This is a genomic window from Clostridia bacterium, from assembly GCA_017438525.1.
Classification (GTDB): Bacteria; Bacillota; Clostridia; order Oscillospirales; family RGIG8002; genus RGIG8002.
The window spans coordinates 1-23,285 of the sequence record JAFRVI010000074.1; the positions used below are offsets into that span (position 1 = coordinate 1).

Below are 23,285 nucleotides of genomic sequence, written 5' to 3' on the forward strand. Positions count from 1 at the left end.
ATGTGGGCGATTATGCAGAAGTTTCTGATTTTGCTCTTATCCATCGGATAAGCTCTCCTTTACGGGAGTATTTGGTCGCGGAGCGGTTTACGCGGTCTCGATGGAGTTAGCCTCCTGGAGCTTCAGCAGCTCCACCGCCTGCTCGCGCATCTTGTATTTGAGTATCTTGCCGGCGGCGTTCATCGGGAAGCTGTCTACGAAGACGACGTAGCTCGGCGTCTTGTGCTTCGCCATGTGGGTGCGGACGTAGTCCTTTATCTCCTCGGCGTCGGCGGTCTCGCCCTCCTTGAGGATGACGCAGGCCATTATCTCCTCGCCGTAGTCCTTGCTCGGAACGCCGATGACCTGCACGTCGCTCACCTTCGGATGGGTGTAGATGAAGTCCTCGATCTCCTTCGGGTAGATGTTCTCGCCGCCGCGGATGATCATATCCTTTATGCGGCCGGTGATCTTGTAGTTGCCGTCGGGCAGCTTGCGGGCGAGGTCGCCGGTGTGGAGCCAGCCGTCCTCGTCTATCGCCGCGGCGGTCGCCTGCGGCATCTTGTAGTAGCCCTTCATTATGTTGTAGCCGCGCGCAACGAATTCGCCGTCGACTCCGACGGGCACTTCCTTGTTCGTTTCCGGATCGACTATGCGGCAGGAAACGCCGTAGATGTCGCCGCCGACGGTGTTTACGCGCGTTTCGATGCTGTCGGTCGTCTTGCTCATCGTGCAGGCAGGGGACGCCTCCGTCTGCCCGTAGGTGATGCAGATCTCGGGCATATGCATCTTCTCGATGACCTCGCGCATGACCTTTATCGGGCAGGGGCTGCCCGCCATGATTCCGGTGCGCATATGTGAGAAGTCGGTGGTCGGGAAGTCCGGGTGCGCGAGCATGGTTATGAACATCGTCGGCACGCCGTGGAAGGCGGTTATCTTCTCCTTGTTGATGCAGTTGAGTCCCTTCCGCGGCGAGAAGGCGGGGATGGGCGACATCGTGACGCCGTGGGTGATGCTCGCGGTCATCGCCAGCACCATACCGAAGCAGTGGAACATCGGCACCTGTATCATCATTCTGTCGGCGGTGGAGAGATCCATGCAGTCGCCGATCGCCTTGCCGTTGTTGACTATGTTGTAGTGGGTGAGCATAACGCCCTTCGGGAAGCCGGTCGTGCCGGAGGTGTACTGCATATTGCAGACGTCGTCCTTGTGGACGGCGGCGGCGCGGCGGAAGACTTCGGAAACGGAGACCTGTTCGGAGAGCGCGTTTGCCTCCTCCCAAGTATAGCACCCTTTCATCGAATAATCAACCGTAATTATGTTGCGCAGGAAGGGCAGACGGCGCGCGTGCAGCGGCTTGCCCTTCTCGTGATTTTCAAGCTCGGGGCAGAGCTCGCGGATGATCCCCGCGTAGTCGCAGTCCTTCATCGATTCAATCATGACGAGGGTGTGGGTGTCCGACTGGCGCAGCAGGTATTCGATCTCGTGTATCTTGTAGGCGGTGTTGACCGTGACGAGCACGGCGCCGATCTTTACCGTCGCCCAGAAGGTTATATACCACTGAGGAACGTTCGTCGCCCATATCGCGACGTGGTCGCCGGGCTTGACTCCGAGCGCGATCAGCGCACGCGCGAAGGTGTCGACGTCCTCGCGGAACTCGGGGTAGGTGCGCGTGTAGTCGCATTCGGTGTAGCGGAAGGCGTACTGCTCCGGGAACTCCTCGCAGATGCGGTCGAGCACCTGCGGGAAGGTCAGGTCTATCAGCGTTTCCTTCGGCCAGATATACTTGCCGGCGTGGCGGTTGTCGTCCTGAAGGCGGCCGGTGACGCCCGCGCCGTCCATATACTGCGACATGAAGTTGGCGAAGTGCGGGAAGACGATGCCCGCGTCGCTCAGGTAGGGCGCGTAGCGCTTGAGCCATTCGAGGGAGATATAGCCCTCGTAGTTGACCGAGCGCAGCGCGAGCATTATATCCTCGATCGGCAGGTCGCCCTCGCCCATAAGGCGGTATTCGACCTTGCCGTCTACCATGACGGAGTCCTTTATGTGGGTGTGCTTGATGAAGGCGCCGAGGTTCTGCACCGTCGTTTCGGGGCTTTCGCCGAAGAAGCGGTAGGGGTGGTGGATATCCCACAGCGCGCCGACGTTGTCGCTCTCGATGCGCGCAAGCAGGCGCGTCAGGCGCGCGGTGTCGGCGTAAACGCCGTTCGTTTCGACCAGCAGCGTTACGCCCTTTTCCTCCGCCAGCGGTATCAGCTCGGTCAGCGCGGAGAGCACGACCTCGTCGTCGACCTCGCCGTCGGGGAACGCCTTTTCGTCGCCGAGTATGCGGATATAGGGGCAGCCGAGCCGTCCGGCGAGCTCGATATACTGCGTCAGCTCGTTTATCGCTTCTTCGCGGCGTTCGGGATATTTCAGAGCGCAGCCGGAGGAGATGCAGCATATCTCCAGCCGCAGCTTTTTCAGCTGCTCGATAGTCACGTCGACGTTTTCGGCGCGGAAGGGCTTGGCGTTGACCGAGAAGATGTCCGCGCCGAGTCCGCGCAGCTCGATTCCCGCGAAGCCGAAGTCCTTCGCCGTCGAGCAGATGTCCGACCAGTCGAAGTCGGGGCATCCGAGCGTTGAGAATGAGAGTTTCATAATGATCAATCCTTTCCGGAGGGATAGAAGGTTTGCCGTGACCGGTCTAACAAAAAACGCTTTCATCCCTTATCATAAGAGACGAAAGCGCAGCTTCCGCGGTACCACTCTTATTGACGGCTTCCGCCGCCCGCTCAGGCCATACAGCCGTACCGCTGTAACGGGCGGACCCGACCGGCTTTACTCGGCTTTCGCCTTTCGTCCGGCGGCTCGGGAGCGAGCGCGGAAAAACGCGCCGTGCCGCCTCGCACCTTCCGGCGGCTCTCTGTAACGGTTATGCGTGTTCCTTTTTCTCCGTCGTTGCCTTTATAATAAAAGGATAATAGCAGAAAAACTCCCGCTTGTCAAGCGTTTTTTGCGTTTGGGCGCGCAAAACGGGGAATTTGCTCCCGCTATTGATTTTCGCGCGCGGTTTTGATATAATATACACGAGAAAAACCGGAGCGGAGGTGACGCCGATGAAGAACACGCGAACGCTCGCAGTACTGCTTGCGGCGGTCCTGCTCGTTTTCGCCGCGCTCGGCGGCTGCGGCAAGGCGGCGGAGCCGGCTTCGTCCGCGCCCGCTTCGTCCGAGCCGGAGAGCAGCTCGAGCTGCTGCGTCGACCCGACTTACACTGTCGACGCCGAAGGCGAATTGCCCGAGGTGCCGGAGGGCTTCTTCGGTAAAGCGATGGAGGCGTACTCCTGGTTCGAGCTGAATTTGCTCGGCTGGATCTATGACATCCCCGCGAAACATACCGAAAACGCCTATCTCGTTGAGGATGAGGAGTTCCGCAGATATGACGACTTCCGCGATTATCTGCTCGGGATATTCAGCCCCGCGATAGTCAACGAGCTGCTTTCCCGCGGGTACTACATCGAGGAAGACGGCTACCTTTACACGCGGCACTTCCCGCGCGGCGCGGACAAGGCGGTCATCAGAGCGGATATCGACAAGGGCAGGATCGAGGGCAGGAAGCTGATATACACCGCGTCCGTGACCTTCGCCGATCCGGTCACGCTCGAGCCGACCGGGGACGCGACGTTCGAGTTCATCGCGGAGCCGGTGGGAGGCAGATTCGTTTTCACCGAGTTCCCGTATTTCTATTGACGGTTAACGGAGAGGTGATCATATGAAAGTTATGAAAAGACATATTTCGGTCATACTGCTCTGCGCTATTACCCTGTCGCTGCTCGCGCTTTCCGGCTGTATGAGCAAACGCGAACGCAGGATACGCGACGATCTCAACGCCGACGGCAGAGTCGTCAGCGCGGTGTTCGAGTGGGTGGATCGCAGCTATATCGGAGTTGACGGTTTTGCGGTCACGGAGGTCGACAGCAAAGAAACGACGGAGCTTGCGGACGGCAGCGTGTATTCCTGCGACGTGACCGTCAGCAACGATTACGTCGCGGTGACTCTGCCGTGCACCGTTGTTTATGACGCGCAGGACGTTTTCGCAGGTGTGGTTATCTCCGAGCATACCGAATGGACCGCGAAGGCGGTATCCGGCGTCGATCAGACAAAGGTCGGCTACGAAGACCTGCCCAACCACGAGAGCGTGCCTTACGGCGAATGCACCGTCAAAAAGGTGGAGTTCAGCAAGCGCGATCAGACCTCCGTCGTCAGCGTCGATATCAAGGCGGACGCCGGCTACGTCATCGCCTCCGGCGAGCTGCAGATAAAGTTCGCTTACGCGGGCGGCAAATGGGCGGTCGACGGTTACTCATACGGCAAGGATTTCAGCATGAGCTGGGATATCGGCGGTCTCTGGCGCGGCGACGAATGGAAGTGGAGCAAAACCTCCACGATGAATCTTCGCATCGAATTCAGCATCGACTCGATCTCGGCGGACGGCAAGATTTCTTCCACGATACATTCGCATATCAGGATCGGCAAAAAGGATCAGGAGAATCTTTATCCCGCGACCGGCACGCTCGACTTCGCGACAATGACGCTGACGCTGGATTACGTGAACGACGCCGGTCCCTGCCGCATCACCGCGAAGTTCGTCAAGGAGGGCGACTTTGCCGCGCGCTTCGAGGGCGAGGTCGTCGGTACCGAGGATAACTTCAAATACTACAAGGGCAGGTTCAAGCGCGATAACTGACGCTGCCCGGGGGACGTAACGTAATTGAAACGCATAAAACTTAAAGAACGCAAGCTGCCGGATTACACCCGCGGCGAAGAAATATTCAATATGGTCTCGCACATAGTCGGCGGCGGATTCGGAATTGTCGCGCTCGTTACCTGCGTGCTGAAGGCGGCGGCTTACGGCGGCGCGATCGACGTAGCCGGAGCGGCGGTCTACGGTGTCTCGCTTATCGTGCTTTACACGATGTCGAGCTTGTATCACGGGCTGAAGCCGCTGACGGCGAAAAAGGTCTTTCAGATAATCGACCACTGCACGATATACCTGCTCATCGCGGGAACGTACACGCCGATCTCGCTTACCGGACTTATGCGCGAGTCGGTATGGCTCGGCTGGGGGATATTCGGAGGCGTGTGGGCGTGCGCGGCGCTCGGCATCGTATTCAACTCCATCGACCTGAAACGCTACCGCGCGGTGTCGATGGTGCTGTATATCCTGATGGGCTGGTGCATCGTCTTCACCGGACCGGTCGCGATACGCGCGCTGACTCTTCCGGGGTTCCTGTGGATACTCGCCGGCGGAGTTATGTATACGGTAGGCACGATATTCTACGGCGTCGCCGCGCTCGGCAAGAAGCCGCACAGATATATCCACTCGGTGTTCCATCTGTTCGTCGTCGCCGCGAGCGTGCTGCAGTATATCGGGATCATATTTTATCTGTATTGATGAGGTGAGGGCATGCTTTATTATTTAGCGTTTGAATACGTTGATTCCGATGAGCGTAATGCACCCGTTGAAAACGGTTTTGCGCTCGGCGTTTTCAATTCGATGGAAAGAACAGAGCGCGCGATAGAGCATTATAAAAAGCAAAGCGGGTTTTCTGAATACGATAACGGTTTTTATATCAGGCTGCTAGATTATCCGGATAACTGTGACACACTTTATTCTCCTTATTACTCACATATCGGGAAGTTTCCTTCAGAAGATATAGAAGGTTATTTGGGTTTTTATGATACTATAGAAGAGGCCCAAAGAGTTTTGGAAACGAGCGCCGAAAAATATGATTATTTGGACAGAGACGATTTCGGCATTACCGAATGGATAATAAATAAGATGGGTTGGACAGAAGGATTTGACAGGGATTAACGGAGTTGTAAATATATGATGAAAAGAGCGTTCCGATCGGAACGCTCTTTTGCTGTCTTTATTTCTTCTCGCGCGGCTTAAAGAGCAGCGCGGCGAGCAGCGCGAATAAAACGACCGCGCCGAGCCCTCCGGCGACGGAGGTGAAGCCGCCGGTCAGCGCGCCGAGCAGGCTGTACTGCCGCACCGCTTCCTGCGTGCCCTTCGCGAGCGCATAGCCGAAGCCGGTTATCGGCAGCGTCGCGCCGCAGCCGGAGAAGTCGACGAGCGGCGCGTAGACGCCGACCGCGGTCAGCGCCAGCCCCGCAACTACGAAGCTGACGAGTATCCGTGCCGGAGTCAGCTTCGTGAAGTCTATCAGCAGCTGCCCGACGGCACATATCGCCCCGCCGATGAGAAACGCGTATAAAAAGACCATATCCACCTCCAAAGCGTGCCGTTTCGAAAAAAGCGCCGTAAGGGCGATTATCAATCGCCCGCGAATTATCGCGCCTGCGCCGCGATCTGTCATCCCGAGCCCGAAGGGCGAGGGACCCCCTTCCTTTCGCAGTAGTGGTATGGAGGGGGATTCCTCGTCGCTTTGCTCCTCGGAATGACAGGCGTCGGCGCTCCGCTAACTCTCAAAGCAAACCAGATGCGCGATCGCGGGGATCGTTTCGCCCTGATTGACGCGCAGCGGACTCATCAGCGCGCCGGTGGCGGCGAAGACGACGCGCTTGAGCTTTCCCCGCGCCAGCAGCGGCAGGAAATACGCCGCCGCGACCGCCGCGGAACACCCAGCGCCGCTGCCACCCGCGTGGACGTCCTGCTTTTCGCGGTCGTAGAGCATCGCGCCGCAGTCGTAATGCCTGCCCGCGAGGCCGAAGCCCTCTTCCTTCATCAGCTCCGCGAGAAGCTCCGAGCCGACGGCGCCGAGGTCGCCGGTGACTATCGCGTCGCATTCGGAGGGCGCGATCCCGCTCGCGCGGAAGAAGCGGCACAGCGTGTCCGCCGCCGCGGGCGCCATCGCCGCGCCCATGTTCGCCATATCCGTCACGCCCATGTCGATTATCCTGCCGGGCAGCGCGGAAACCGCGTACGGCGGCTCCGAGTGCGGCGAAAACAGAAACGCTCCCGCCGCCGTCGCCGTCCACTGCGCCGTGGGCGTGCGCTGCCCGCCGTATTCGAGCGGGAAGCGGAACTGCCGCTCCGCCGAGCAGAAATGCGACGAGGCGACGGAAGCGGCGTGCGCCGCGTATCCGGCGTCCACAGCCGCGGCGGCGAGCATATGCCCCTCCGCGCAGGTGGAGCAGGCACCGTAAAGCCCGAAGAAGGGCAGCGACGTGCCGCGCACGGCGTAGGAAGTCGCGGTGCACTGGTTCAGCAGGTCGCCGCCGAAAACGCAGTCGACCTGTTCCGCGTCGAGCCCCGCCTTCGCGAAGACGCCGTCAAGCGCGAGCTGCTGGATGCGGCTTTCCCCCTCCTCCCAGGTGTCCTCGCCCGCGAGCGGGTCGTCGCAGACGACGTCAAACAGGGAGCCGAGCGGGCCTTCGCCCTCCTTTTTGCCTACGACGGAGAAGCCCGCTACCGAGGGCGCGGAGCGAAATCTCATAAGTTCGTTTCTTCCCATATCCGCCTCAATAAAGCCCGAAGGCGTAAATTATCACGCCGTAGACGACGCTCGCGCCGACGCCGAAGACGATGACCGGACCGGCGATCGAAAACATCCCCACCGCCGTGCCGGTGACTATCCCTTCGCGGCGGTACTCCATCGCGGGGGAGGTGACGGCGTTGGCGAAGCCGGTTATCGGCACGAGCGTGCCCGCGCCGGCGAACTTCGCCATATCGTCGTAAAGTCCGGCCGCCGTCAGCGCGCAGCCGGCGAAGATCATGATTATCGTCACCCACTTGCTCACCGCGCTTTCGTCCGCGATGAAGGAGGAGAGCAGCGTCTTTACTCCCTCCGCGGCGGCGCAGAGCGCGCCTCCGACGGCGAAAGCGCAGAGCGTGTTCTTCACCTTCGGCGACGGCGGCGACCCGCGCTTGACGAGCTCCCCGTAACGCTGTTTATCCGTAAAACCACCCCGTTTCATTCAAAGGTAGTTTTCGCCGCCGAGCGTTTGAATATACAAAAAACACCCCCGACCGAAATCGGAGGTGTTTGCGTTTTGCTTTCGCTCAGTTGTTGACGTAGGGGAGCAGCGCGCAGTGGCGGGCTCTCTTGATCGCGGTGGTCAGCTGAGTCTGATGATAAGCGCAGGTGCCGGTGGTCCTGCGGGGCAGGATCTTCGCTCTCTCGGAAATGTACTTGCGGAGCTTGCCGACGTCCTTATAGTCGATGTAATCGACGCGGTCGACGCAGAAGGCGCAGACCTTTTTGCGGGGCTTCTTGGAGAAGCGCGGCGCGGTGTTCTCTTTTTCCATTTATAACACTCCTTGGTTGTAGAATGTGGGGCTGCCTCAGAAGGGCAGCTGGCTGTCGTCGTCGACTTCCTCGAAGTCGTCGCCGCCGGGAGCGCTGAACTCCGGAGCGGGCGAATCCTGACGGGGCGCGTAGCTTCCGCCGGCGGCGGGAGCGTTGTTGGCTCTTTCGCCGGTGAAGGATACCTGATCGCAGACGACCTCATAGGCGGTACGCTTCTGACCGTCCTTGGTCTCGAACTGGCGGCTCTGCAGCGAGCCGACGACGGCGATCATGTTGCCCTTGCGGAAATAGCGGGAGACGAACTCCGCTCTTTCGCGCCAGCATACGATATCGATGAAATCGGCCTGACGCTCGCCGCTCGCGGATTTGAAATCGCGGTCAACGGCGATGCGCGTGGAGACGACGGGCACGTCGCTCTGCGTGCGCTTGAGCTCGGGATCGGCCACGAGGCGGCCCATGAGAATGACCTTGTTAATCATTATCGTTTCCTCCCTTATTTCTCAAGCTTGATGACGAGATAGCGGATGATGTTCTCGTTGATGTTGAAGTTACGCTCCAGCTCGGCGGGGAACTCGGTCTCGCTGGTGAATCTGCAGACGCAGTAATAGCCGCTGTCCTTGTAGTTGATCGGATAAGCGAGCTTGCGCATGCCCCACTCCTCGAGCTCGACGTTCTCGGCGTTCTCCTCGATGAAGGATTTGAATTTCGCCACCAGATTGGCGGTAGCGTTTTCTTCCTTGCTGTCGAGATCGCAGTCGATGACGAACATAGCTTCGTAGTTGTTCTTGATCTTTGACATAATTGCACCTCCTTTTGGACTTATGGCTTCCTTTCGGAAGCAAGGATACCGTGGTGTTTTCCACAGCCAGAGTATTATATCGCAAAGAAACCGATTTGTCAACGATTTTTTTCAAATAATATAACGGATTTACACGCCGTCTTGACAAAACGGCGGCGAGCGGTTATAATACTACCGAAATAACCCACGGAATTAAAATCGGTGGCAACAGGCATCGGGGGCGGCGCGTAAGCGCCCGCCGCAGAGTCTCACCTTGCCGTGCGGCTTGAGAAAGGGAAACTGTATGCTTGTTGCCGTTTTACTGTTTATTCTGGGGCTCGTGATGCTGATATTCGGAGGCGACTGGTTCGTCGACGGCGCCGTCGGCGTCGCGCGGCGGCTGAAAATGTCGGAGCTCGTCATCGGCGCGACGGTCGTTTCGATAGGCACCACGCTGCCGGAGGTGATGGTCTCCGTCACCGCGGCGTTCGAGGGACACAGCGCCACCGCCTACGGAAACGCCATCGGCTCGATAATCTGCAACACCGCGCTTATCTCCGCGGTGACTATGGCGGTGCGTCCGTCGGACGTCGATAAGAAGACGCTCCGCCTGCCGCTCGCGTTCTTCTTCGCGGCCGCGGCGGCTTACGCGGCGGTCGCGTACACGACCGGGTATTTCTCGCGTCTGATGGGCATAGGCCTGCTGCTCGTCTTCGTCGCGTATATGTTCGCGCTGATAATCACCTCGCGCAAGGCGGGCAGGAAGCTCGAGGCGCAGAAGGATGAGCCGGAGCCGGCTCCGGAGGGCAAGGCGTGGAAGGATATCCTGCTGCTCGTCGTCGGCGCGGCGCTGATCGCGGTCGGCGCGCGTCTGCTCGTCGATAACGGCACGAAGATCGCCACCGAGCTCGGAGTGCCTGAAACGGTCATCGCGCTGACCTTCGTCGCGCTCGGCACGTCGCTGCCGGAGCTCGTCACGGCGATAACCTCGCTCGTCAAGGGGCACAGCGCCCTTTCGCTCGGCAACATAATAGGCGCGAACCTCTTCAACCTCGTGCTCGTCAGCGGCGCGGCGATGACGGTCAGACCGTTCGGTGTGCCCGCGGAAAAGCTGATCGGCGGCATGAACGCCTCGCTCGTCGTGGATATTCCGGTCATGGGCGCGGTGATGCTGATAATGGCGCTTCCGGCGCTTATCCGCGGCAAGGTAAGCCGCTGGCAGGGGATACTGCTGCTGTGTATTTACGCGGGATATTGCGTGTTCCAGTTTGCATTATAATTGACCAAAGCGGGTCTTTTCGGCCCTTTGCGGCTTGTCGTCCTCGGCAGGCAATAGCCTAGCCGTCGTCCTTCCGCACCGCAAATCATCCGAAAATCCCTCGCTTTTGTGTTGTTGATGCGTGAGTAAATGAATAAATAGAAAAAGCGAAACGCCCCGAGGATGACCTCGGGGCGTTTTTATATGCGCGGTATTACGGATAGCCGATCCCGTTGGAATGGTAATAGATATAAACCGACTCGGTCTTCAGCTCATCGTCGAAGTTAATACATACCGTCGGCCACCAGCCGCAGCTGATCAGTAGCTCGTAGTTTCCCTCCTCCTGTGTGAGCACGTTGTAATTAAGAAGCTTTGCGAAGGGGCCGGCGTATTTATCCATAGGATCACCGTACATCACTTCCGAGCGGTAATCGCGCTCCTGCGGGAAGTTCGCTACGACGTCGTAGAGCGAATCGCCGAGTTTTATCCCTCTCGGATAAGTCAGGTCGTCTCTCGTGAACTCCGCGAGGTATAGTTCGGTAGAGGTGAACGGTTCGCCGTATAGTTTTTCGATAAACGTAAACCTCATGCCGTCATAGACGAGTATGCTTTTCTCATACCCTTCTTCGTCGCCTTCCTTGATCGTTTCTTTCGGTTCGCCGAGTATTTTTACAAGGTCTTCCTGAGTCGTTTTATCCGTCAGCCCGAACAGGTTGACCTCATCGACGGCGAGCTTCTGCGATTTGGCGCTCGGCACCACGGCGTAGAGCTTGTTGTATATGACCATGTCGCTCGGTCCCTCTCCGAGATAGTGGGGCACGGTGTCCATCTCCATTATATCCTCGATGGTGAAGTTGAATTTCATATCCAGCAGCGTATGCAGTCTGCCCGTCGTCAGCCCGAGCTCGTTGAACTTCGCGAGATTCGCCGCGGTGTATTCCCGCTCAAGGAGGTGGGCATTGCCGCGCAGGCACTCCTCGGCTTGGCCGTTCGTCCAGTCGCGATACTCGTCCTCGTAGACCTGGCAGCGGATGAGATATTCGATATACTTTTCATACATCGGATCGCCGGAGCCGTCGAACTCCGAATCGGGGTGCAGCTCGAGCACCTTGTAATACATCTGTCCTGCCCCGCGGTCCGCGAGGATATAAAGCTTCGGCCCGCCGAGCCCGCTCGAAGACGCGGTCGGATCCGGCGCCTTCGCGCAGGCGAAAAGCGTCAGCGCCATCGCCAATGCAAGTGTGAACGCAAGCAGTTTTTTCACGGTGACTCCTCCTTCAAAACGTATAGTATATTATTCGTAAATGACGGCCGTTCGACCGCTTCAGGAGTTATTCGCCGTCCCATTGTCCTTTCTCGAACATCTCCTGCACCTGCGCGGCAGTCAGCGTCATTATATCTTCAACGAGGTGGCTCGTATTCAACAGCGTATGCAGTTTATTCACGGTCAGCCCGAGCTCGTTGAACTTCTGCAGCTGCGCGGCGGTGTACTCACGCTCGAAGCGATAGGCCTTGCCGGAGAGGAATTCTTCCGCCTGCGAATTCGTCCAGTCGCGGAAGTTATCCTCCTTCAGCTGACAGCGGATAAGGTAATCGTAATACTTCTCGTCGGTTTTTTCGTCCGCACCGTCGAAATCGGCGTCCGGATGGAGCTCGAGCACCTTGTAATACATCTGACCTGCTCCACGGTCCGCGAGGATATAAAGCTTCGGTCCGCCGAGCTCGCTCGAAGACGCGGTCGGCTCCGCCGCCTTGCCGCAGGCGAAGAGCGTCAGCGCCATCGCCAATGCAAGTGTGAACGCAAAAAGTTTCTTCATATTCATACTGTCGCTCCTTTCTGCATGATCGGCGATCAATCTCCGTAATCGTCGTTCGATACCGCGCGGGCGTATTCGAGCTTTTGCTCGTAATCCTTGATGATGGTCGCCCTCAGCTCATCGTCGCTTCTCGCGATTATCTCCTCGTCGGATTCGTATTCGTAGAACTTGCGAAGGCGTATGAAATCGTCTTCGGTTATCCCGCGGCGCTCGAGCTCGGCGCGGATCTCTTCGCTCGGCCTCAAGCTTTCATGCGTTTTCGCGTAGCTGTACGCCTCATAATCGTCAAATGTCCAGTTAAGGAGCACGGAGTAGGGTACTTCCGGGAAGAGAGTTCTCATATTGTTGATCGAGGCGCTGTCGAGCTTTTGTTTTCCTTCGAATTCTTTGAATTCACTTTCCGTCATTGCTTTCGCTTCCGCTTTGGTCTTGCCGTATTGGATGGCTAATTCGACCGCTACGTCCGTCAGATGCCGGTCGTCGCGGACGGCCATGAGATTGACGTTTTTCATCTCTATGCCGAGCGAGGTCGGCAGGTACTTGTCGTAGACGCGGATGTCCTCGAAGGTGAACGCGGGTTCGGCGTCATCCTGCGTATCCGTGACGGGCTCCGAGCTGCCGACCGGCTCCGCCGCCTTGCCGCAGGCGAAAAGCGTCAGCGCCATCGCCAATGCAAGTATGAATGCAAACGTTTTTTTCATTTTAGATTCCTCCTTTAAAAGATGATCATATGTTTTTCGCGCTCGCGGGCGCGGTATCTCGCTGCAATTACATTGTATCATAAAATAACGTAAAAAACGGTTACAAATAAGTTACAGTTTTGTAACCGTTTTGTAACTTTTAGGGCGTTTTTGTAACTTTTTTGTTACTTTTACGGCTGTTTTGTAACTATTTTGTAACTTTTACGGTTTTTTGTAAGCATACAAAAAAGAGCGTGCGGCGGCACGCTCTTTTTATATACGCGTTTGATTATATTTCGACCTCGCCCTCATACACGAAGGCGGCGTCGCCGGTCAGCAGTACGCGGCCGTTCTCGACGCGGACGTTCAGATCGCCGCCGGGGAGCTTGACGGTCACGTCGCCGTCCGGACGGCAGAGCCCGAGGCGTATCGCGGCGGCGGCTCCGGCGCAGGCGCCGGTACCGCAGGCGAGCGTTTCGCCGTTGCCGCGCTCCCAGACGCGCATTTTCAGCGTCGTGGGGTTGACGACGCGGACGAACTCGACGTTTATCCTGTCGGGGAACATATCCGCGTGCTCGAATATCTGACCGACGCGCGGGACGTCAACGGCGTCCACGCGGTCGCAGAAGATGACGCAGTGCGGGTTGCCTACCGAGAGGCAGGTTATGCGGCGCTCCTCGCCCGCGACGTTCACAGGTCTGTCGATTATCTCGCCGCCGAGGGAGGAGGGCAGGGAGGCGGCGTCGAAGTCGGCTTCGCCCATGTCGACGGTGACGGAGGTCACGCGCCCGTTGGTAAGATACAGCCGCAGCTTCTTTATTCCGCTCGCGGTCTCTACGGAGATCTCGTCGCCGGCGACAATCCACTTGTCGTGCAGATATTTGCCGACGCAGCGGATGCTGTTGCCCGCCATAAGTCCCTCGCTTCCGTCGCGGTTGAAGATGCGCATCTTCGCGTCCGCGACGTCGGAGCGTTCGATATAAACGATCCCGTCGCCGCCGACGCCGTAGGCGCGGTCGCAGAGGGTGACGCAGAGGGATTCCGGCGCGGGCAGCGCGCCGTCGAAGTTCTCGAAGAAGATGTAGTCGTTGCCGGAGCCCTGCATCTTCGTGAAGCGCAGGCGCGGACGCTCCCTGCGCATATGCGCTATGTCCACCAGCTCGGTGTTGAAGGCGTTGTAGCGGCTCGCGATTATGTCCGCTACGGCGTTCGCGGTGTCGAGCGACGTGAAGCACGCCACCGAATGCGCGAGCGCGCGGCGGTGCAGCGCGATATAGTCCTCGATGGTGTCGTCGTAGACGGCGCCGGTGTAGACGACGTAGCTGACCGCGCCGCTCTCGATGAGGTTGAAGACCTCGCCGCTTTCACGCACTCCGGGCACGCGCTCGACGTCGATGCCGAGCGAGGCGATGGAGTCGGCGGTGTCGGCGGTCGCATAGAGCTTCATGCCGAGATCGTCAAACTTCTTTGCGAGCCCGACGACTTCGTAGAGGTCGTGCGCGTCGACGCTGAGGAAGACGCCGACGTCGGCGTTCGTATCGTGCGGCGAAACGACCTTGATGCCCGCGGCGGTCAGCCCCTTGAAGAGCGCTTCCGGCAGAGTCCTGCCGATGCCGAGCGCTTCGCCGGTGGACTTCATCTCGGGCCCGAGGTATGCGTTGACGTCGGTCAGCTTCTCGAAGGAGAATACAGGCACCTTGACGGCGTAGTAGGGCGGAGTCGGGCAGAGCCCCGTTCCGCAGCCGAGCTCGCGCAGCGTCGCTCCGCACATGACGCGGGAGGCGATATCCACCATCGGCACGCCGGAGACCTTGCTGATATACGGCACGGTGCGCGACGCGCGGGGGTTGACTTCGATAACGTAGAGCTCGTTTTCGTATATGAGATACTGTATGTTGACAAGGCCCTTCGTGCCGAGCGCGAGGGCGAGCTTCGTCGAGTAGTCGACGAGCTTTTTCAGCATTATGTCGCCGATGTTGTAGGTCGGGTAGACGGCGATGGAGTCGCCGGAATGTACTCCGGCGCGCTCGATGTGCTGCATTATGCCGGGGATGAGCACGTCCGTGCCGTCGGAGATGACGTCCACCTCGAGCTCGGGCCCCATCATGTATTTGTCGCAGAGCACGGGCGCGGAGATGCCTCCGGCGAGTATGCGGCGCATATAGACCGATACGTCGCGCTCGTCGTGCGCGATGGTCATATTCTGGCCGCCGATGACGTAGCTCGGGCGGAGCAGCACGGGATAGCCGAGCTCCTTCGCAGCGGCGAGCGCGCCTTCCTCGGTGGTGACGGATTCGCCCTTCGGGCGCCTTATCGAGAAGCGCTCGAGCAGCGCGTCGAAGCGTTCGCGGTCCTCGGCGGTGTCAATGCCGTCGGCGGAGGTGCCGAGTATCTTCACTCCGTTTTCGTCAAGGAACTTCGCGAGGCGTATCGCGGTCTGGCCGCCGAAGGCGACGACGACTCCGACGGGGTTCTCGGCGCGGATGACGTTCATCACGTCCTCCTCGCAGAGCGGCTCGAAGTAGAGGCGGTCGGCGGTGTCGTAGTCGGTGGAGACGGTCTCGGGGTTGTTGTTGATTATGACGACGTCGTAGCCGATCTCCTTGAGCGTTTTGACGCAGTGGACGGAGGAATAGTCGAACTCGATGCCCTGACCGATGCGTATCGGACCGGAGCCGAGCACGATTATGACCGGCTTGCCGGAGCGGACGAAGCGGCGCGAATCGCAGGCGTCGTCGTAGGTCGAGTAGAAATACGGCGTTTCCGCGTCGAACTCCGCGGCGCAGGTGTCGACCATCTTATAGACGGCGTCGCGGTGCGGCGGAAGAGGGTGCGCGGAGAGCCGCGCCAGCGCCTTGTCGGTGTAGCCGAGGCGCTTTGCGCGGAGGTATTCCTCCTCCGTCAGCGCGCGCCCCTCGATTTCGTTCTCGAAGTCGGCGAGCTTCTTCAGGCAGCCGATGAAGTATTTGTCGATGCGCGTCGCGGCGTTTATCTCGTCGGCGCCGACTCCCTTGCGGAGCGCCTCGAATACGGTGAAAAGGCGGTGGTCGTCCATGCGCTTCAGCCGTTCCTCTACCGGCTCGCCGCCGCCGGAGCGGTCGAGCGTGTCGAGAGAGATCTCCGCGCCGCGCACCGCCTTCATTACGGCGGCCTCGAAGGAGTGGGCGATGGCCATGACCTCGCCGGTCGCCTTCATCTGCGTGCCGAGCGTGCGGTCGCTGCCGGGGAACTTGTCGAAGGGCCACTTCGGGAACTTGACGACGACGTAGTCGACCGTCGGCTCGAAGCAGGCGCAGGTCTTTCCGGTTATTTCGTTGGGTATCTCGTCGAGCGTGTAGCCGAGCGCGAGCTTCGTGGTGATCTTCGCGATCGGGTAGCCCGTCGCCTTCGACGCGAGGGCGGAGGAGCGCGAAACGCGCGGGTTTACCTCGATGACGGCGTATTCGAAGCTGTCGGGATCGAGCGCGAACTGGCAGTTGCAGCCGCCGACGATGCCGAGCGCGGAGATTATGTCGAGCGACGCCGTGCGGAGCATCTGGTATTCCTTGTCGGAGAGCGTCAGCGCGGGCGCGGCGACGATGCTGTCGCCGGTGTGGACGCCGACGGGGTCGAAGTTTTCCATGCTGCAGACGGCGATGGCGTTGCCGGCGCTGTCGCGGACGGTCTCGAACTCGATCTCCTTCCAGCCGTAGATGTAACGCTCCACGAGTATCTGGCGTATCGGGGAGGTGTCGAGCCCTATCGCCGCGACGGAGCGCAGCTCGTCTGCGTTATATGCGATGCCGCCGCCGCTTCCGCCGAGGGTGAAGGCGGGGCGCACGATGACGGGGTATTTAATCCTGTCAGCGATATCAAGCGCGGTTTCGACGTCGTTGGCGATGTCGGAGGGTATCGTCGGCTGGCCGAGCTCCTCCATCGTCTGCTTGAAAAGCTCGCGGTCCTCGGCGCGCGAAATGGCTTCCGCGTCGGTGCCGAGCAGGCGCACGCCGTGCGCGGCGAGCCAGCCGTCGCGGGAGAGCTTCATCGCGAGCGTAAGGCCGGTCTGTCCGCCGAGGGAGGCGAGCAGACTGTCGGGCTTCTCCTTTTCGATGACGCGCTTGAGCGTTTCTTCGTTGAGGGGCTCGAGGTATATTTCGTCGGCGAGCGCGGCGTCGGTCATTATCGTGGCGGGGTTGGAGTTGACCAGCACGGTGTCCACTCCCTCCGCGCGAAGCACGCGGCAGGCCTGGGCGCCGGCGTAGTCGAACTCGGCGGCCTGCCCGATAACGATGGGGCCGGAGCCGATGACGACGACTTTTTTGATTTCGGGATCGCGCGGCATTACTTATTATCCTCCATCAGCTGAATAAAGCGGTCGAACATGAAGCCCGCGTCGTGCGGACCTGCGCTCGCTTCGGGGTGGAACTGCACGGAGAGCGCCTGCAGGCCGGGGTAGGCGAGGCCCTCGTTCGTGCCGTCGTTGGCGTTTTTGAAAAGCTCCGTCGCGCCGGGGATGCTTCCGTCGGCGGCGTAGCCGTGGTTCTGGCTCGTGATGTAGACGCGCCCGCTTTCAAGGTCGCGGACGGGCTGGTTCGCGCCGCGGTGTCCGTAGGGGAGCTTGACGGTGCGTCCGCCGGCGGCGAGCGCGAGAAGCTGATGCCCGAGGCAGATGCCGAAGATCGGCAGCTTTCCGAGCAGCTTTTTCAGCTCCGCGACGGCGGCGGCGTTCTCCGCCGGATCGCCCGGGCCGTTTGAGAGCATCACGCCGTCGAAGCCGTTTGAAAGTATATACTCCGCCGTAACGTCGAAGGGCAGCTCGGTCACGGAGCATCCGCGTTCGCGCAGGCACTGCACGATGTGCCCCTTCGCGCCGTAGTCGATGAGCGCGACCTTGAAGCGTTCGCCGTTCAGCGCGGGGAAGACGGCGGAGTCGCGGCGGCTGACCGCGGCGACGGCGTCTTTGACTGAATACGCCTTTATCGCGGAGAGGTCGGCGGGGACTTCGGAGCACATCGCGGCGTTCATCGTGCCGCTTTCGCGTATGCGGCGGGTGATCTCGCGCGTGTCGACTCCGCAGATCGCGGGGATGCCGCTTTCGCGCAGGAAGGCGTCGAGCGTGCCGCCGCAGCGGAAGTTTGAGGGCGCGTCGCAGTATTCGCGCGTAACGTAGCCGAAAAGGGCGGGCTTCCCTTCGAAGTCCTCCCTTATGACGCCGTAGTTGCCGATCTGCGGAAATGTCTGCATGACGATCTGCCCGTAGTAGCTCGGGTCGGTCAGCGTTTCTATATAACCGCAGACGCCGGTGGTGAAAACGAGCTCGCCGACCGCGTCCCTGTCGGCGCCGAAGCCGACGCCCTCGAAGACCGAGCCGTCGGCAAGCACGAGAAATTTCTTCATAGTAAAAACCCGCTTTTCGCGTTATTCTGCGCCGAGGCAGCGCACGAGCACCGCCTTCTGCGCGTGCAGGCGGTTCTCCGCCTCGTCGAAGATCTCGCCGGCGTGCGCCTCGAAGACTTCGGCCGTGATCTCCTCCCCGCGGTGCGCGGGCAGGCAGTGCTGCACCATCGCGTCGCTCTTGGCGACCGCCATGACGGCATCGTCGACGCAGTATCCGGCGAAGGCGAGCTTGCGCTCGTCCGCTTCGCCCTCCTGGCCCATCGAAGCCCACACGTCGGTGTAGAGCACGTCCGCGCCCTCGGCGGCTTCAAGCACGCTCTCGGTGCAGGTGAAATCGCCGTTTTCCGCCGCCCACTTCATAAGCGCCGCGTCCGGCTTGTGCGTGGAGGGGCAGGCGATCGCGACCTTCATCCCGGTCTTTATGCCGCCTACGATGAGGGAGTTGGCCATATTGTTCCCGTCGCCGACGAAGCAGAGCTTGTTGCCGGCGAGCGCGCCGCGGTGTTCGCGTATCGTCATCAGGTCGGCGAGCACCTGGCAGGGATGGCAGTAGTCGGTCAGCCCGTTGATTATCGGGATGCTGCCGTACTTCGCGAGGTCCTCGACCTCCTTCTGTTCGAAGGTGCGTATCATTATCCCGTCGAGGAAGCGCGAAAGCACGCGCGCGGTGTCTTCGACCGGTTCTCCGCGCCCGATCTGCAGGTCGTGGGAGGAGAGGAAGAGCGCGCTGCCGCCGAGGTCGTACATTCCGACCTCGAAGGAAACGCGGGTACGCGTGGACGCCTTCGAGAATATCATTCCGAGCGTTTTTCCCGCGAGGACGTGGTGGGGAACGCCGGCTTTCTTTTCCTTTTTGAGCTTATCCGCGAGGTCGAGCGTTGCGATTATTTCTTCGCCCGACCAGTCGGCGAGTTTGAGCAGATGTTTCATTTTGCGCAGACCTCCTTGAGCGTTCTGACGGCGGCTTTAAGCAGCTCCGTCGGTATGTTCAGCGCCGGCAGCAGCCGGACCTTGTTTTTCGCTTTTATCACGAGCACGCCCTCCGCCATGCAGTCGGCGATGACGTCGGCGGCGGGACGGACGGTCTCGACTCCGATCATCAGCCCCATACCGCTGACGGAAACGACGCCCTTCGCGCCGGAAAGCTCGGAGAAGATATACTCGCTCCGTTCGCGGACTCCGGCGAGGAGCTTATCGTCGATGCGCTTGATTATCGAGAGCGCGCCGGCGCAGCAGACGGGGTTGCCGCCGAAGGTGGAGCCGTGGGAGCCGGGGGTGAGGGTGTCCTTCACCTTTTCGCCCAGCAGCGTCGCGCCGATGGGAAGGCCTCCGCCGAGTCCCTTCGCGGTGGTGACGATATCGGGCTTCAGCCCGTAGTTCATGTAGCCGTAAAGCGCGCCGCTGCGGCCGTTGCCGATCTGCACCTCGTCGCAGATGAGCAGGATATCGTTTTCCGCGGCGAGCGAAGCGGCCTTCGCCGCGAACTCGGGCTTCAGCGGCACTACGCCACCCTCGCCCTGCACGACCTCTATCATTATCGCGCATACGCCGCCTTCGGCGACGGCGGCTTCGAGCGCTTCGGGCGATGCCGGATCGACGTACGCGAAGCCGGGGGTGACGGGCAGGAAGTCCTTGTGGAAGGAATCCTGTCCGGTCGCGGCGAGAGTCGCGAGGGTGCGGCCGTGGAAGCTGTTTTTCAGCGTGATTATCTTCGCTCCGGCGTTGCCCTTATCCTCCGCGTACTTCCGCGCGGTCTTTATCGCGCATTCGTTCGCCTCGGCGCCGCTGTTGGAGAAAAAGACCTTTTTCATCCCGGTGCGCTTGCAAAGCTCCTCGGCGAGCTCGGCGCAGGGGGCGGAGTAGTAGAGGTTCGACGTATGCGGCAGGGTGTTGAGCTGCATCGTCACCGCGCCCGCCCAGACGGAGTCGGCGACGCCGAAGCCGTTGACCGCGATGCCGGTGCCGAGGTCTACGTATTCTTTCCCGTTTTCGTCATATAAAAGGGAACCCCGCCCGCGCGTCAGCGTGAGCGGAAAGCGCGAGTAGGTGTTCGCGATATATTCGTTATCCTTGCGTACGGTATCCATGGCTTCACCCGTCAGATTATCATAGTGCCGACGCCTTCGTCGGTGAGTATTTCTATCAGTATCGCGTGCGGAACGCGGCCGTCGATGATGAAGACCTTGCGGACGCCCTTGTTTATCGCCTCTATGCAGCAGTCGATCTTCGGGATCATGCCGCCGGAGATGACGCCGTCCCTGACGAGCTGCGGCGCCTCGGCGACCGTGACCTGCGGAATAAGCGTGGAGGGGTCGTCCTTATCGCGCAGAATGCCGCTGATGTCGGTCATGGAGATGAGGCATTCGGCGTTCACCGCGCCCGCTATCGCGGCGGCGGCGCTGTCCGCGTTGATGTTGTAGACGTTGCCGTCCTCATCGCAGCCGACGGAGGAAACGACCGGGATATAGCCCTTTTCGAGCAGGTCGTTTATCGGCTTGATATCCACCTCGGTTATCTCGCCGACGTAGCCGAGCTCGGCGCGTATCGGCCTGGCGCGGAGCATGTGTCCGTCTATGCCGCAGAGTCCCATCGCGCGGCCGCCCTTGCCTTCGAGCAGGTTGACGAGGTTCTTGTTTATCTTGCCCGCCAGCACCATCTGCACGACGTCGACGGTTTCCTTGTCGGTGACGCGCAGGCCGTTGACGAACTCGCTTTTCTTACCGATCTTTGCGAGCGTTTCGGTTATCTCCGGCCCGCCGCCGTGGACGAGCACGACCTTTATTCCGATAAGCGAAAGCAGAACGAGGTCGCCCATGACGGCCTCCTTCAGCTCTTCGTTTATCATCGCGTTGCCGCCGTATTTGACGACGACGGTCTTATCGTAGTATTCGCGGATGTAGGGGAGCGCCTGAGTAAGTATCTCGGCGCGCGCGGCGTTTGAAATGTTCATCACGTTCTGTAATCTCCGTTGATCTTCACGTAGTCGTAGGTCAGGTCGCAGCCCCACGCGACAGCGGAGGCGTTTCCGTCGCCCAGCGACACGGTTATTTTTATCTCGCTCTGCGAGAGTATCTCTTTGGCTTTCTCTTCCGAAAACTCCACGCCGGCGCCGTTTCTGCAGACTTCGATCTCTCCGGCGCCGGAGGCGAAGGAAACGCCTATCTTTGAAACGTCGGTATCGACTCCGCTGTAGCCGACGGCGCAGAGCACGCGGCCCCAGTTGGCGTCGGCGCCGAACATCGCGGCTTTCAGCAGGGAGGAGCATATCACGCTTTTCGCGACCGTCTTCGCGGAAGCGGCGTCCGCGGCGCCGGTGACGCTGCATTCAAGCAGCTTCGTCGCGCCCTCGCCGTCGCCGGCGATCATTTTGCAGAGCGAAACGGTGACTTCCGCGAGCGCGGCGCGGAAGGTTTCGAACTCCGCGCCTTCGGCGTCGATGACGGGGTTGCCCGCCGCGCCGTTTGCCATGACGCTGACCATGTCGTTGGTGGAGGTGTCGCCGTCGACGCTTATCATATTGAACGAATCCTTGACGTCTTCGCTCAACGCCTTCTGAAGCATCGCGGGTGTTATCGCGCAGTCGGTGGTGACGAAAACGAGCATCGTCGCCATATTCGGATGTATCATTCCGCTGCCCTTCGCGATGCCGCCGATGCGGCATTCGGTTCCGCCGATATCGAACGAAACGGCGACGGATTTCAGCTTCGTGTCGGTGGTCATTATCGCTTCGGCGGCGAGGTCGGAGCCGTTGCCGGCGAGCCCTTCGCAGAGGGCGGGGATGCCGGATGCGATCGGCGCTATATCGAGCGGCTGACCGATGACGCCGGTGGAGGCGACGATGACGTCGGAGGCGGAAACGCCGAGCTTTTCGGCGAGCAGCGCGCAGGTCTGCTCCGCGATCTCGACTCCGTTCGCGTTGCAGGTGTTGGCGTTGCCGCTGTTGCAGATGACCGCTCTGGCGAAGCCGTCGGATATATTCGCCTTCGTGACCGCGATAGGCGCGCCTTTCACGAGGTTGGTCGTGTAGACGGCGGCGGCCGCGGCGGGAGTTTCCGACCAGATCAGCGCGAGATCGCGCTTACTCTGACTGCGGCGGATGCCGCAGTGTACTCCGTTTGCCTTAAAGCCCTTAGCGGCGCATACGCCGCCCGGTATATGCTTGAAATCACTCATAACTGCCTCCGATAACGAGTCCCGCGGTCTCATCGGCGCCGCGCATGACGTTCAGACACTGCACGGCGGCACCGGAAGCGCCCTTGCCGAGGTTGTCGAACCTCGCCGTGAGCAGTATCCGCTCGCCGTTGCCGAAAACGCTTACCGCCATGTCGTCCCTGCCCGAGAACGCCGCGGCGGAAAGGAATCCGTCGGCGTCGGGGCTGTCCGTATAGTTGACGACGGGCCCGCGGTACTTAGATTTATAAATCTCTTTTATCCCGTCGACCCCGCCGTTTATCGCGTCGGCGAAGAGCGGGACGGTGACCTCCATGCCGCTGTAGAAATCCGCGACGATCGGGCAGAAGGCGGGGGCTTTTTCCAGCCCCGTGACCGCCGCCATCTCCGGCAGGTGCTTGTGCGTCTGCCCGAGCGCGTACTGCCTCGGCGCGCCGTAAAGCGCGGAGCGCGCTCCGGACTGATACTCGGCGATCATCTTCTTGCCGCCGCCGCTGTATCCGGTCAGCGAAAACGCCGTCAGTTCCGCGTCCGCCGGTATGACGCCCGCCTCGACGAGGGGGAAGACCAGCGCGACGAAGCCGCTCGCGTGGCAGCCGGGAACGGCGACGCGGTTCGAGCTTTTAACGGCGCTTCTGTGCGCGGCGGAAAGCTCCGGGAAGCCGTACGCCCACCCGGGCGCGACGCGGTGCGCGGTGGAGGCGTCGATCACCGCGGTGCCGACGGAATCGGCTATCGCGGCGGCCTCCCTCGCGGCGTCGTCCGGCAGGCAGAGCACCGCGACGTCCGCGGCGGCTATCGCCTCCGTGCGCGCGGAAACGTCCTTGCGCAGCTCCTCGGGGAGCGTCAGCGGTTCGACTCCGCCGAGCCCGCGCAGGCGTTCGTTGATGCGCAGTCCCGTCGTTCCGGCGCTGCCGTCTATGAATACTTTTATGACCGGTTTGTTCAGCATGGATTTTCGCTTTCCGTG

22 protein-coding genes and 1 other annotated feature are annotated in these 23,285 nt (G+C 60.4%); of the genes, 5 read left to right on the plus strand and 17 right to left on the minus strand.

Annotated features, from left to right (window positions below; all coding sequences use genetic code 11):
• Positions 1-87: 87 nt before the first annotated feature.
• Positions 88-2,619 (minus strand): AMP-binding protein, encoded by a 2,532-nt coding sequence (locus tag IJL83_06560; GenBank protein MBQ6553256.1) that lies wholly within the window; start codon positions 2,617-2,619, stop codon positions 88-90.
• A 74-nt stretch (positions 2,620-2,693) separates the two neighbouring features.
• Positions 2,694-2,929: a binding site (T-box leader), on the minus strand.
• Between the two features lie 148 nt (positions 2,930-3,077).
• On the opposite strand from IJL83_06560, the gene IJL83_06565 reads away from it, so the two are divergent.
• From IJL83_06565 to IJL83_06580, 4 genes are read left to right on the plus strand one after another with little or no spacing between them, the layout of a single operon-like run.
• On the plus strand, positions 3,078-3,710 hold the full coding sequence (locus IJL83_06565) for a hypothetical protein (protein MBQ6553257.1): 633 nt from the start codon (positions 3,078-3,080) through the stop codon (positions 3,708-3,710).
• A gap of 22 nt (positions 3,711-3,732) precedes the next feature.
• Positions 3,733-4,707, plus strand: coding sequence for a hypothetical protein (locus IJL83_06570; protein MBQ6553258.1), 975 nt, complete (start codon positions 3,733-3,735; stop codon positions 4,705-4,707).
• Between the two features lie 24 nt (positions 4,708-4,731).
• On the plus strand, positions 4,732-5,415 hold the full coding sequence (locus IJL83_06575) for a hemolysin III family protein (protein ID MBQ6553259.1): 684 nt from the start codon (positions 4,732-4,734) through the stop codon (positions 5,413-5,415).
• A gap of 12 nt (positions 5,416-5,427) precedes the next feature.
• Positions 5,428-5,835, plus strand: coding sequence for a hypothetical protein (locus IJL83_06580; protein MBQ6553260.1), 408 nt, complete (start codon positions 5,428-5,430; stop codon positions 5,833-5,835).
• A gap of 58 nt (positions 5,836-5,893) precedes the next feature.
• Here the strand turns inward: IJL83_06580 and spoVAE are convergent, their stop codons facing one another.
• The 6 genes from spoVAE to rpsF all read right to left on the minus strand — a co-directional run bounded on the left by spoVAE (position 5,894) and on the right by rpsF (position 9,035).
• Positions 5,894-6,250, minus strand: coding sequence for a stage V sporulation protein AE (gene spoVAE, locus IJL83_06585; GenBank protein ID MBQ6553261.1), 357 nt, complete (start codon positions 6,248-6,250; stop codon positions 5,894-5,896).
• Positions 6,251-6,445: 195 nt separating this feature from the next.
• The gene (locus IJL83_06590; protein MBQ6553262.1) at positions 6,446-7,441 is read right to left on the minus strand and encodes a stage V sporulation protein AD; all 996 of its coding nucleotides are present in this window, start codon (positions 7,439-7,441) and stop codon (positions 6,446-6,448) included.
• A 7-nt stretch (positions 7,442-7,448) separates the two neighbouring features.
• Positions 7,449-7,904, minus strand: a complete 456-nt coding sequence (locus tag IJL83_06595) for a SpoVA/SpoVAEb family sporulation membrane protein (protein ID MBQ6553263.1) — start codon at positions 7,902-7,904, stop codon at positions 7,449-7,451.
• A gap of 85 nt (positions 7,905-7,989) precedes the next feature.
• Positions 7,990-8,235 (minus strand): 30S ribosomal protein S18, encoded by a 246-nt coding sequence (locus tag IJL83_06600; protein ID MBQ6553264.1) that lies wholly within the window; start codon positions 8,233-8,235, stop codon positions 7,990-7,992.
• A gap of 36 nt (positions 8,236-8,271) precedes the next feature.
• A complete protein-coding gene (locus IJL83_06605; GenBank protein ID MBQ6553265.1) occupies positions 8,272-8,715 on the minus strand; it encodes a single-stranded DNA-binding protein in 444 nt (147 codons plus the stop codon).
• 14 nt (positions 8,716-8,729) lie between these two features.
• The gene (gene rpsF, locus IJL83_06610; protein MBQ6553266.1) at positions 8,730-9,035 is read right to left on the minus strand and encodes a 30S ribosomal protein S6; all 306 of its coding nucleotides are present in this window, start codon (positions 9,033-9,035) and stop codon (positions 8,730-8,732) included.
• Between the two features lie 283 nt (positions 9,036-9,318).
• Between rpsF and IJL83_06615 the strand changes: the two genes are divergently transcribed.
• Positions 9,319-10,293 carry a calcium/sodium antiporter gene (locus tag IJL83_06615; protein ID MBQ6553267.1) on the plus strand — a complete coding sequence of 325 codons (975 nt, stop codon included), beginning with the start codon at positions 9,319-9,321 and terminating at the stop codon, positions 10,291-10,293.
• A gap of 193 nt (positions 10,294-10,486) precedes the next feature.
• Here the strand turns inward: IJL83_06615 and IJL83_06620 are convergent, their stop codons facing one another.
• The 10 genes from IJL83_06620 to argC all read right to left on the minus strand — a co-directional run bounded on the left by IJL83_06620 (position 10,487) and on the right by argC (position 23,267).
• On the minus strand, positions 10,487-11,536 hold the full coding sequence (locus tag IJL83_06620) for a hypothetical protein (GenBank protein MBQ6553268.1): 1,050 nt from the start codon (positions 11,534-11,536) through the stop codon (positions 10,487-10,489).
• Positions 11,537-11,603: 67 nt separating this feature from the next.
• Positions 11,604-12,089, minus strand: a complete 486-nt coding sequence (locus IJL83_06625; GenBank protein ID MBQ6553269.1) for a hypothetical protein — start codon at positions 12,087-12,089, stop codon at positions 11,604-11,606.
• A gap of 35 nt (positions 12,090-12,124) precedes the next feature.
• A complete protein-coding gene (locus IJL83_06630) occupies positions 12,125-12,790 on the minus strand; it encodes a hypothetical protein (GenBank protein ID MBQ6553270.1) in 666 nt (221 codons plus the stop codon).
• Positions 12,791-13,058: 268 nt separating this feature from the next.
• Complete coding sequence (gene carB / locus IJL83_06635) at positions 13,059-17,090, minus strand: carbamoyl-phosphate synthase large subunit (protein ID MBQ6553271.1); 4,032 nt, start codon at positions 17,088-17,090, stop codon at positions 13,059-13,061.
• Positions 17,090-18,145: a glutamine-hydrolyzing carbamoyl-phosphate synthase small subunit gene (gene carA, locus IJL83_06640; GenBank protein ID MBQ6553272.1), complete on the minus strand. Its 1,056-nt coding sequence runs from the start codon at positions 18,143-18,145 to the stop codon at positions 17,090-17,092. Before carA ends, carB begins: the two co-directional genes overlap by 1 nt.
• A 21-nt stretch (positions 18,146-18,166) precedes the next feature.
• Positions 18,167-19,075, minus strand: a complete 909-nt coding sequence (argF, locus tag IJL83_06645; protein MBQ6553273.1) for an ornithine carbamoyltransferase — start codon at positions 19,073-19,075, stop codon at positions 18,167-18,169.
• Positions 19,072-20,232, minus strand: a complete 1,161-nt coding sequence (locus IJL83_06650) for an acetylornithine/succinylornithine family transaminase (GenBank protein ID MBQ6553274.1) — start codon at positions 20,230-20,232, stop codon at positions 19,072-19,074. Before IJL83_06650 ends, argF begins: the two co-directional genes overlap by 4 nt.
• Before the next feature lie 11 nt (positions 20,233-20,243).
• The gene (argB, locus tag IJL83_06655; protein MBQ6553275.1) at positions 20,244-21,095 is read right to left on the minus strand and encodes an acetylglutamate kinase; all 852 of its coding nucleotides are present in this window, start codon (positions 21,093-21,095) and stop codon (positions 20,244-20,246) included.
• A complete protein-coding gene (gene argJ, locus IJL83_06660) occupies positions 21,095-22,318 on the minus strand; it encodes a bifunctional glutamate N-acetyltransferase/amino-acid acetyltransferase ArgJ (protein MBQ6553276.1) in 1,224 nt (407 codons plus the stop codon). Before argJ ends, argB begins: the two co-directional genes overlap by 1 nt.
• On the minus strand, positions 22,311-23,267 hold the full coding sequence (gene argC / locus IJL83_06665; protein MBQ6553277.1) for an N-acetyl-gamma-glutamyl-phosphate reductase: 957 nt from the start codon (positions 23,265-23,267) through the stop codon (positions 22,311-22,313). The genes argJ and argC overlap by 8 nt, the downstream gene beginning before the upstream one ends.
• Positions 23,268-23,285: the final 18 nt, after the last annotated feature.

What these genes read in the sequence shown, in the direction of transcription:
- IJL83_06560 (MBQ6553256.1), bottom strand. Translation starts at nt 2,619, where the DNA reads ATGAAACTCTCATTCTCAACGCTCGGATGCCCCGACTTCGACTGGTCG.
- IJL83_06565 (MBQ6553257.1), top strand. Translation starts at nt 3,078, where the DNA reads ATGAAGAACACGCGAACGCTCGCAGTACTGCTTGCGGCGGTCCTGCTC.
- IJL83_06570 (MBQ6553258.1), top strand. Translation starts at nt 3,733, where the DNA reads ATGAAAGTTATGAAAAGACATATTTCGGTCATACTGCTCTGCGCTATT.
- IJL83_06580 (MBQ6553260.1), top strand. Translation starts at nt 5,428, where the DNA reads ATGCTTTATTATTTAGCGTTTGAATACGTTGATTCCGATGAGCGTAAT.
- spoVAE (MBQ6553261.1), bottom strand. Translation starts at nt 6,250, where the DNA reads ATGGTCTTTTTATACGCGTTTCTCATCGGCGGGGCGATATGTGCCGTC.
- IJL83_06590 (MBQ6553262.1), bottom strand. Translation starts at nt 7,441, where the DNA reads ATGGGAAGAAACGAACTTATGAGATTTCGCTCCGCGCCCTCGGTAGCG.
- IJL83_06595 (MBQ6553263.1), bottom strand. Translation starts at nt 7,904, where the DNA reads ATGAAACGGGGTGGTTTTACGGATAAACAGCGTTACGGGGAGCTCGTC.
- IJL83_06600 (MBQ6553264.1), bottom strand. Translation starts at nt 8,235, where the DNA reads ATGGAAAAAGAGAACACCGCGCCGCGCTTCTCCAAGAAGCCCCGCAAA.
- IJL83_06605 (MBQ6553265.1), bottom strand. Translation starts at nt 8,715, where the DNA reads ATGATTAACAAGGTCATTCTCATGGGCCGCCTCGTGGCCGATCCCGAG.
- rpsF (MBQ6553266.1), bottom strand. Translation starts at nt 9,035, where the DNA reads ATGTCAAAGATCAAGAACAACTACGAAGCTATGTTCGTCATCGACTGC.
- IJL83_06615 (MBQ6553267.1), top strand. Translation starts at nt 9,319, where the DNA reads ATGCTTGTTGCCGTTTTACTGTTTATTCTGGGGCTCGTGATGCTGATA.
- IJL83_06625 (MBQ6553269.1), bottom strand. Translation starts at nt 12,089, where the DNA reads ATGAAGAAACTTTTTGCGTTCACACTTGCATTGGCGATGGCGCTGACG.
- IJL83_06630 (MBQ6553270.1), bottom strand. Translation starts at nt 12,790, where the DNA reads ATGAAAAAAACGTTTGCATTCATACTTGCATTGGCGATGGCGCTGACG.
- carB (MBQ6553271.1), bottom strand. Translation starts at nt 17,090, where the DNA reads ATGCCGCGCGATCCCGAAATCAAAAAAGTCGTCGTCATCGGCTCCGGC.
- carA (MBQ6553272.1), bottom strand. Translation starts at nt 18,145, where the DNA reads ATGAAGAAATTTCTCGTGCTTGCCGACGGCTCGGTCTTCGAGGGCGTC.
- argF (MBQ6553273.1), bottom strand. Translation starts at nt 19,075, where the DNA reads ATGAAACATCTGCTCAAACTCGCCGACTGGTCGGGCGAAGAAATAATC.
- IJL83_06650 (MBQ6553274.1), bottom strand. Translation starts at nt 20,232, where the DNA reads ATGGATACCGTACGCAAGGATAACGAATATATCGCGAACACCTACTCG.
- argB (MBQ6553275.1), bottom strand. Translation starts at nt 21,095, where the DNA reads ATGAACATTTCAAACGCCGCGCGCGCCGAGATACTTACTCAGGCGCTC.
- argJ (MBQ6553276.1), bottom strand. Translation starts at nt 22,318, where the DNA reads ATGAGTGATTTCAAGCATATACCGGGCGGCGTATGCGCCGCTAAGGGC.
- argC (MBQ6553277.1), bottom strand. Translation starts at nt 23,267, where the DNA reads ATGCTGAACAAACCGGTCATAAAAGTATTCATAGACGGCAGCGCCGGA.